The 6,000-nt window shown below is 65.7% G+C and carries 6 protein-coding genes; 1 reads left to right on the forward strand and 5 read right to left on the reverse strand.

What is annotated here, in order from left to right:
* The first annotated feature begins 243 nt into the window (after window positions 1–243).
* Window positions 244–729: an NUDIX hydrolase gene (locus tag ABYB95_RS00880; RefSeq protein ID WP_372656528.1), complete on the forward strand. Its 486-nt coding sequence runs from the start codon at window positions 244–246 to the stop codon at window positions 727–729.
* A 28-nt stretch (window positions 730–757) separates the two neighbouring features.
* Here ABYB95_RS00880 and arfB read toward each other — a convergent pair whose 3' ends face one another.
* The 5 genes from arfB to ABYB95_RS00905 all read right to left on the reverse strand — a co-directional run bounded on the left by arfB (window position 758) and on the right by ABYB95_RS00905 (window position 5,994).
* The gene (gene arfB, locus ABYB95_RS00885) at window positions 758–1,171 is read right to left on the reverse strand and encodes an alternative ribosome rescue aminoacyl-tRNA hydrolase ArfB (RefSeq protein WP_372656529.1); all 414 of its coding nucleotides are present in this window, start codon (window positions 1,169–1,171) and stop codon (window positions 758–760) included.
* A gap of 67 nt (window positions 1,172–1,238) precedes the next feature.
* Window positions 1,239–2,612 carry an aldehyde dehydrogenase family protein gene (locus ABYB95_RS00890; protein WP_372656530.1) on the reverse strand — a complete coding sequence of 458 codons (1,374 nt, stop codon included), beginning with the start codon at window positions 2,610–2,612 and terminating at the stop codon, window positions 1,239–1,241.
* The gene (locus ABYB95_RS00895) at window positions 2,609–3,397 is read right to left on the reverse strand and encodes a gamma-glutamyl-gamma-aminobutyrate hydrolase family protein (RefSeq protein WP_372656531.1); all 789 of its coding nucleotides are present in this window, start codon (window positions 3,395–3,397) and stop codon (window positions 2,609–2,611) included. The genes ABYB95_RS00890 and ABYB95_RS00895 overlap by 4 nt, the downstream gene beginning before the upstream one ends.
* A gap of 2 nt (window positions 3,398–3,399) precedes the next feature.
* Window positions 3,400–4,533, reverse strand: coding sequence for an iron-containing alcohol dehydrogenase (locus ABYB95_RS00900; protein ID WP_372656532.1), 1,134 nt, complete (start codon window positions 4,531–4,533; stop codon window positions 3,400–3,402).
* A 21-nt stretch (window positions 4,534–4,554) separates the two neighbouring features.
* On the reverse strand, window positions 4,555–5,994 hold the full coding sequence (locus ABYB95_RS00905; RefSeq protein ID WP_372656534.1) for a glutamine synthetase family protein: 1,440 nt from the start codon (window positions 5,992–5,994) through the stop codon (window positions 4,555–4,557).
* Between the last annotated feature and the right edge of the window lie 6 nt (window positions 5,995–6,000).

Genomic DNA, 6,000 nt, shown 5'->3' on the forward strand with positions numbered 1-6,000 from the left:
GCGCTCGGCGACAAAGCCCGCAAGCCCGGCGGTGCACGGGCCGGTGTTGCCGCCGGGGCTAGGAGCCTGCGCGGCAGAAGGCGTCGAAAGCGAAAATCGCCCCCAGCGAGGACAGTTTTTGCCGGATGTGCAGCCCCATAGCCCGGCTATGGGGCAAATAGACGGTGAAAAATGGACCGCTGCGGGCGATTTACAGCCGACGCCTCTTCTGCCGCGCAGGCTCCTAGACCGGATAATCGCGCCATGGACACACGATGGAAACCCAGCGTCACAGTCGCCGCCATCATCGAGCGCGATGGCCGTTACCTGCTGGTGGAAGAACACACACCGGAAGGCCTGTGCCTGAACAACCCGGCCGGCCACCTGGACCCGGGCGAAAGCCCGGAACAAGGCGTGGCGCGCGAAACCCTGGAAGAAACCGCGCACAGCTTCCGGCCCACGGCCCTGGTGGGCGTCTATGTTTCGCGCTTCCAGCGGGCAGCCAGCCAGGAAGACATCACCTACCTGCGCTTTGCCTACTGCGGCGACCTGGGGGCTTTCGACCCGGACCGCGCGCTGGACACCGGCATTGTGCGCACGCTGTGGATGACGCCCGATGAAATACGGGCCAGCGCCGCGCGCCACCGCAGCCCGCTGGTGCTGCGCTGCATCGAAGACCACCTGGCCGGGCAACGCTACCCCATGGATCTGGTGTTCACCGATGCTTCGGTGATGAGCGGACCGCGCTGAAACCGTTCCAGCCGAAACCCGAGGCGGCTTATTCGCCGCCCGACACCCGACCGCGCAAGGCTTTGACCTGACCCCGGCTGGCTTTGCCTTCCAGCCGCCGCCGCTGCGAACCCAGGGTGGGCCGGGTGGCCTTGCGCCGCTTGGGCAGCGTCGCCACGCTGTCCACCAGCGCCTGCAAGCGGGACAAGGCATCGGCTTTGTTTTGCTCCAGGCTGCGGCTGGTCTGGGCCTTGATGACCACCACGCCTTCCAGCGTGATGCGCTGGTCGCTCAAGGCCAGCAAGCGCTCTTTGACCGCGTCCGGCAACGAGGAGCCGTGGATGGCAAAACGCAGGTGCACGGCGTTCGACACCTTGTTGACGTTTTGACCGCCCGCGCCTTGCGCCCGGATGGCGGTGAATTCCACCTCGGCTTCGCTGATGTTGACGGGCTGCGCGTTCATGCCCAAGAGTTTGACACAGCACTCTCCGCTGAGAGAGCTGCCGTGCTTGCACCCCGTTTTTCGACCTTCAGGCCTGCCGCAGGTGCCAGGCTTTGGGTCGTGAAAACGTCTGTATGCCTTCGGTCGACAGCGTAAGGCCCACGCCGGAATCACCGTGCCCGCTCCACGGCAGGCGGGGACTCACGCGGTCGCAGCAGTTCCAGTACACGCTGCCGGCGTTCAGCTGCGCCAGCAGGGTTTGGGCACGCGTGGCGTCCGGGGTGAAAACACCGGCGGTCAGGCCGTAGCGGCTGTCGTTCATGAGTGCCACGGCTTGTGCGTCGCCGCTCACTTTCTGGATGCCGATGATGGGGCCGAAACTTTCTTCGCGCATCAGCTCCATGCGGTGGTCCACATCGGCGAACACGGTGGGCAGGTACCAGTTGCCCGGGCCATCGCCCCGCGCGCCGCCGCACAGCAGCCGCGCGCCTTTGGCCAGCGCATCGGCCACCTGGGCGTCCAGCACGTCCAATTGCGGCGCCCGCGTGATGGCGCCGATGTAGGTGTCCTCGGCCATCGGGTCGCCCCGCTGGAAGCCTTGCACCGTCTGCACGAAAGCCGCTACAAAGGCCTCGTAAATCTGTTCGTGCACGTAGATGCGCTCCACCGAACAGCAGCTCTGGCCGGTGTTGTACATGGCGCCATCGGCCAGCGAAGCGGCGGCGTTCTGCACCGCCGCGTCTTCGCACACGTAGGTCGGGTCTTTGCCGCCGAGTTCCAACTGCAGCTTGATGAAACGGTCGCCCACGGTTTGTGCGATGCGCTTGCCGGTGGCGTAGGAGCCGGTGAAGAACACGCCGTCCACCGGCTGTTCGAGCAAGGCCGCACCCACCGCACCGGCGCCCACCAGGCAGACCATGGCGTCGGGCGGCACACCCGCTTCGTGCAACAAACGGGTGATGGCCAAGCCGGTCATGCTGGCGTTTTCCGAGGGCTTGTACAGCACGCAGTTGCCAGCCAGCAGCGCGGGCACGATCACGTTGCAGCCCACAAACCAGGGGTAGTTCCAGGCCGAAATATTGGCCACCAGGCCCAGTGGAATGCGCTGGATTTGCTCGGTCATGCCACCGTCGTTAAACACGGTGGCGGTGGCCAGCGCGGCTTCGGTTTCGGCCAGAAAGAAGTCGAGGCGCGGCAGCAAGCCGTTCAGCTCGTTGCGCGACATCTGTATCGGTTTGCCGGTCTCGCGCGTCATGGTGGTGGCCAGACCGTCGAGTTCGCGCACCACAGCGGCGCGAAACTGTTCGATGCAGCGCTTGCGCTGCGCCAGTGGCGTGGCGGCCCAGGCGGGCTGGGCGGCGCGGGCGCGTGCGGTTTTGGCGGCGACCGAGGCCGCGTCGTCGGCGGGCAGCGTGGCGATCAGGCTGTGGTCGGCCGGGTTGTGGATGTCAAGAGTGCTCATCGGGTGGGGCTGTGGGTGGCTCGGGTGGCGCGCGCGGCGGCCAGAAAATCGTCCAGCACCGGGGTGTCGTCCAGGGTGCCGTGTGCCGGGCCGTGGAATTCCGGGTGCCACTGCACCGCAGCGACCCAATCCGCACCGGTGTGGCGTATGGCTTCGATGGTGGCGTCGTGCGGGCACACCGCTTCCACCACAAAACCGGGCGCCAGGTCTTTCACGCACTGGTGGTGCACGCTGTTGATCTTCTGGCTGCTGCGGTTGGCCAACAAGGTGCTCAGCCGGGTGTTGGGCACCAGCTCAAGCTGGTGGAAATTGAGGTCGTAGCGGTCGGCGTCGCGGTGCACCAGCGCTTGCGGCCGCTGGGTCGGAATGTCTTGCACCAGCGTGCCGCCAAAGGCCACGTTGATGAGCTGCAAACCCCGGCAGATGCCGAACACCGGTTTGCCCTGGGCCACGAAGGCTTTCACCAGCGCCATCTCGTAGGCATCGCGCACCGGGTCGCCCTGCCAGCGCGGGTCCAGGGCTTGCTCGCCGTAGCTGCCGGGTGCCACGTCCACACCACCGTGCAGCAGCAAGCCGTCCAGCCAGGCGGCGTAATCGTCCAGGCCCACGTCGCCGCGCGCGGTCTCGCCGCTGGTGGGCGGGATCATCACCGGCAGCGCGCCGCCCGACATCAACCAGTGCGGCACCGATTGTTCGACGTAGTTCAGGGTTTTTTTGCCAAAGGCCGCGCGCGCGGGATCTGGATACAGGTAGCAGGCGCTGACGCCAATTTTCACGCGGTCCATGGTTACATCGCGGCCCGGAACAGGGCTTCAAAATCGACCGCCGTGCAGGGCCGGGGATTGGTCTGGTGGCAGATGTCGGCGCACGCGATCTCGACCAGACGCGGCAGGTGTTCGGGTTTCACGCCGTGCGCCGCCAGGCCGGTGGCGATACCCAGCTCTTGCTTGAGCTGGCGCAGCCAAGGCACAAACGCCGGGCCGCCACCCGCGACTTGGCAGACATGGGCCAGTTCGTCGAACTTGGCGGGCACCGCCGCCTGGTTCCAGGCCAGCACGGTATCGATCATCAGCGCATTGGCCAGCCCGTGGTGCAGGTCGCACACCGCACCCAGGGCGTGGGCGCAGGCGTGCACGGCGCCCAGGTCTTTCTGGAACGCGATGGCGCCCATCATGGACGCCATCATCATGTCGCTGCGCGCTTGCAGATTGTGCGGCTCGCGCACGGCGGTGAGCAAGGCCGCCGCCGCGATGCGCGTGCCTTCCAGCGCGATGCCATCGCACAGCGGGTGGTAGGCGGGCGAAAGATAACTTTCGATGTTGTGGGTGAGCGCGTCCATGCCGGTGGCGGCGGTGATGTGGGGCGGCAGACCGAAGGTGAGCTCCGGGTCGGCGAACACAACCTGGGCCAGGATCTTGGGGCTGAACACCACCCGCTTCAAATGCGTGTCGTCTTCGCTCACCACGCTGGAGCGGCCCACTTCGGAGCCGGTGCCCGAGGTGGTGGGCACGGCCACGAAATACGGCAGGGCGTTTACGATCGGCCGCACCTGCGGGTGGTCCCAGACGTATTCCAGGATGTTGCCCTCGTGCGTGGCGGCCACGCCCACCACCTTGGCCACATCCAGCGCAGCGCCGCCGCCCAGGCCAATCACACCCTCCGCCTGGTGTTCCCGGTAGGCGTCGGCGCCGGCCATCACCTGGCTGCAGGTCGGGTTGCCGACAACGCCGCTGAAAACCGCCACCTCCAGTCCTTGCAGGTGGCCCAAAAATTCGGCCAGCAACGGCAGCGCGGCCAGCGCCTTGTCGGTCACGATGAGCGGGCGCTTCAAGCCCAGTTTCTGCAAATGCGGGCCCACGTTGCGGCGCGCACCGGCACCAAACTGGATCGGGGTCGGGAAAGAAAAATGGGTGATGGTCATACCGTCGAACAAAGGTGGGGTTCAGATGATTTCAAAATAGCGCTTCATTTCCCAGTCGGTCACGCCGTCCAGCCATTGTCGCCACTCCCAGTCGCGCGTGGCGGCGAAGTGGTCCACAAAACCGTCGCCCAGCCAATCGCGGGCCACCGCGGATTGCTGGAACACGCGCGTGGTGTCGATCAGGGTGCGCGGCGCGCGCGGCACGTGTTCGGCACCCACATTGGTGCCGGTGATGGGCGGGGTGCTGAGCTTGAGCCCTTTTTCCACGCCGTCCAGGCCCGCTGCGATCACCGCCGCCATCGCCAGATAGGGGTTCACGTCGGCACCGGGGCAGCGCGTTTCGAGCCGGGTGGCCTTGGGGCTGCCAGCGATCACGCGAAAACTGGCGGTGCGGTTGTCCACGCCCCAGGTGGGTTTCACCGGCGCCCAGTAACCATCGACCAGGCGTTTGTAGCTGTTGATGGTGGGCCAGATCATGGGGGCGAAATCCATCATGCAGGCGACCTGCCCGGCCAGATAGCTCTCGAACAGCGGGCTCATCTTGCGCGGGCTGTTCGCATCAAAGAACAGGTTTTTCTTGCCGTCCGACAGGCTTTGGTGGATGTGGCCACTGCAGCCGGGCAGCAACTGGTGCGGCTTGGCCATGAAACTGGGCATGATGCCAAAACGCGAACCGATTTCCTTGGTGCCGGCCTTGAACAGCACGGCGCGGTCGGCCTGTTCGAGGGCTTCGCTGAAACCGATGGCCGCCTCGTACACGCCCGGACCGGTCTCGGTGTGCAGGCCTTCTATGGGCACGCGAAACGCCAGCATCTCGTCCATGAGGGCGTTGAGATAGTCGCGGTTCTGGTGCATGCGCGTCAGCGAATAACCAAACATGCCCGGCGTGAGCGGCTGTGGCCCCACGCCTTTTTTGGCGGCCCAACTCTGGGGTGTTTCCGCAAAGTTGTACCACTCGAACTCCATGCCGGTCATGACCTGGAAACCCATTTTTTCCGCGCGCTTGAGCACGCGCTTCAAGACCTGGCGCGGGCATTGTGCGTGCGGGCTGCCGTCGGCGTTGACAAACTCACCCAGGAAAAAGGGCACCTCGGCATCCCAGGGCACGTGGCGCGCGGTGTTCAGGTCGAGACGGGCCAGCGCATCGGGAAAACCGTGCTGCCAACCGGTGGCGGTGGTGTTGTCGTAGGTGGTGTCTTCCATGTCCCAGCCCAGCACCACGTCGCAAAAGCCAAAGCCACCACTGGGGTAGGGTTCGGCGGCGCCGAGAAACTTGTCGCGGTGCAGGTATTTGCCGCGCAGGATGCCGTCGATGTCGCACACCGCGACCTTGACCTTGGACGCATTCGATGCCCGCAGCGCGGCCACAGCCGGATGTTCCGCCGCCGCCTTGGACGCGGCACCTGCTGGCGCTTTTTTGACCGCCTTCACCGCCGCCGACCGGTTTGTTTTGCTTGCCATGTGTGA

Source organism: Hydrogenophaga sp. (assembly GCF_041633695.1).
Classification (GTDB): Bacteria; Pseudomonadota; Gammaproteobacteria; order Burkholderiales; family Burkholderiaceae_C; genus Hydrogenophaga.

Bases quoted from the DNA above. Each gene is read 5' to 3' on its own strand.
- ABYB95_RS00895 (WP_372656531.1), bottom strand. From the start codon at position 3,397: ATGGACCGCGTGAAAATTGGCGTCAGCGCCTGCTACCTGTATCCAGAT.
- ABYB95_RS00880 (WP_372656528.1), top strand. From the start codon at position 244: ATGGACACACGATGGAAACCCAGCGTCACAGTCGCCGCCATCATCGAG.
- ABYB95_RS00905 (WP_372656534.1), bottom strand. From the start codon at position 5,994: ATGGCAAGCAAAACAAACCGGTCGGCGGCGGTGAAGGCGGTCAAAAAA.
- ABYB95_RS00890 (WP_372656530.1), bottom strand. From the start codon at position 2,612: ATGAGCACTCTTGACATCCACAACCCGGCCGACCACAGCCTGATCGCC.
- arfB (WP_372656529.1), bottom strand. From the start codon at position 1,171: ATGAACGCGCAGCCCGTCAACATCAGCGAAGCCGAGGTGGAATTCACC.
- ABYB95_RS00900 (WP_372656532.1), bottom strand. From the start codon at position 4,533: ATGACCATCACCCATTTTTCTTTCCCGACCCCGATCCAGTTTGGTGCC.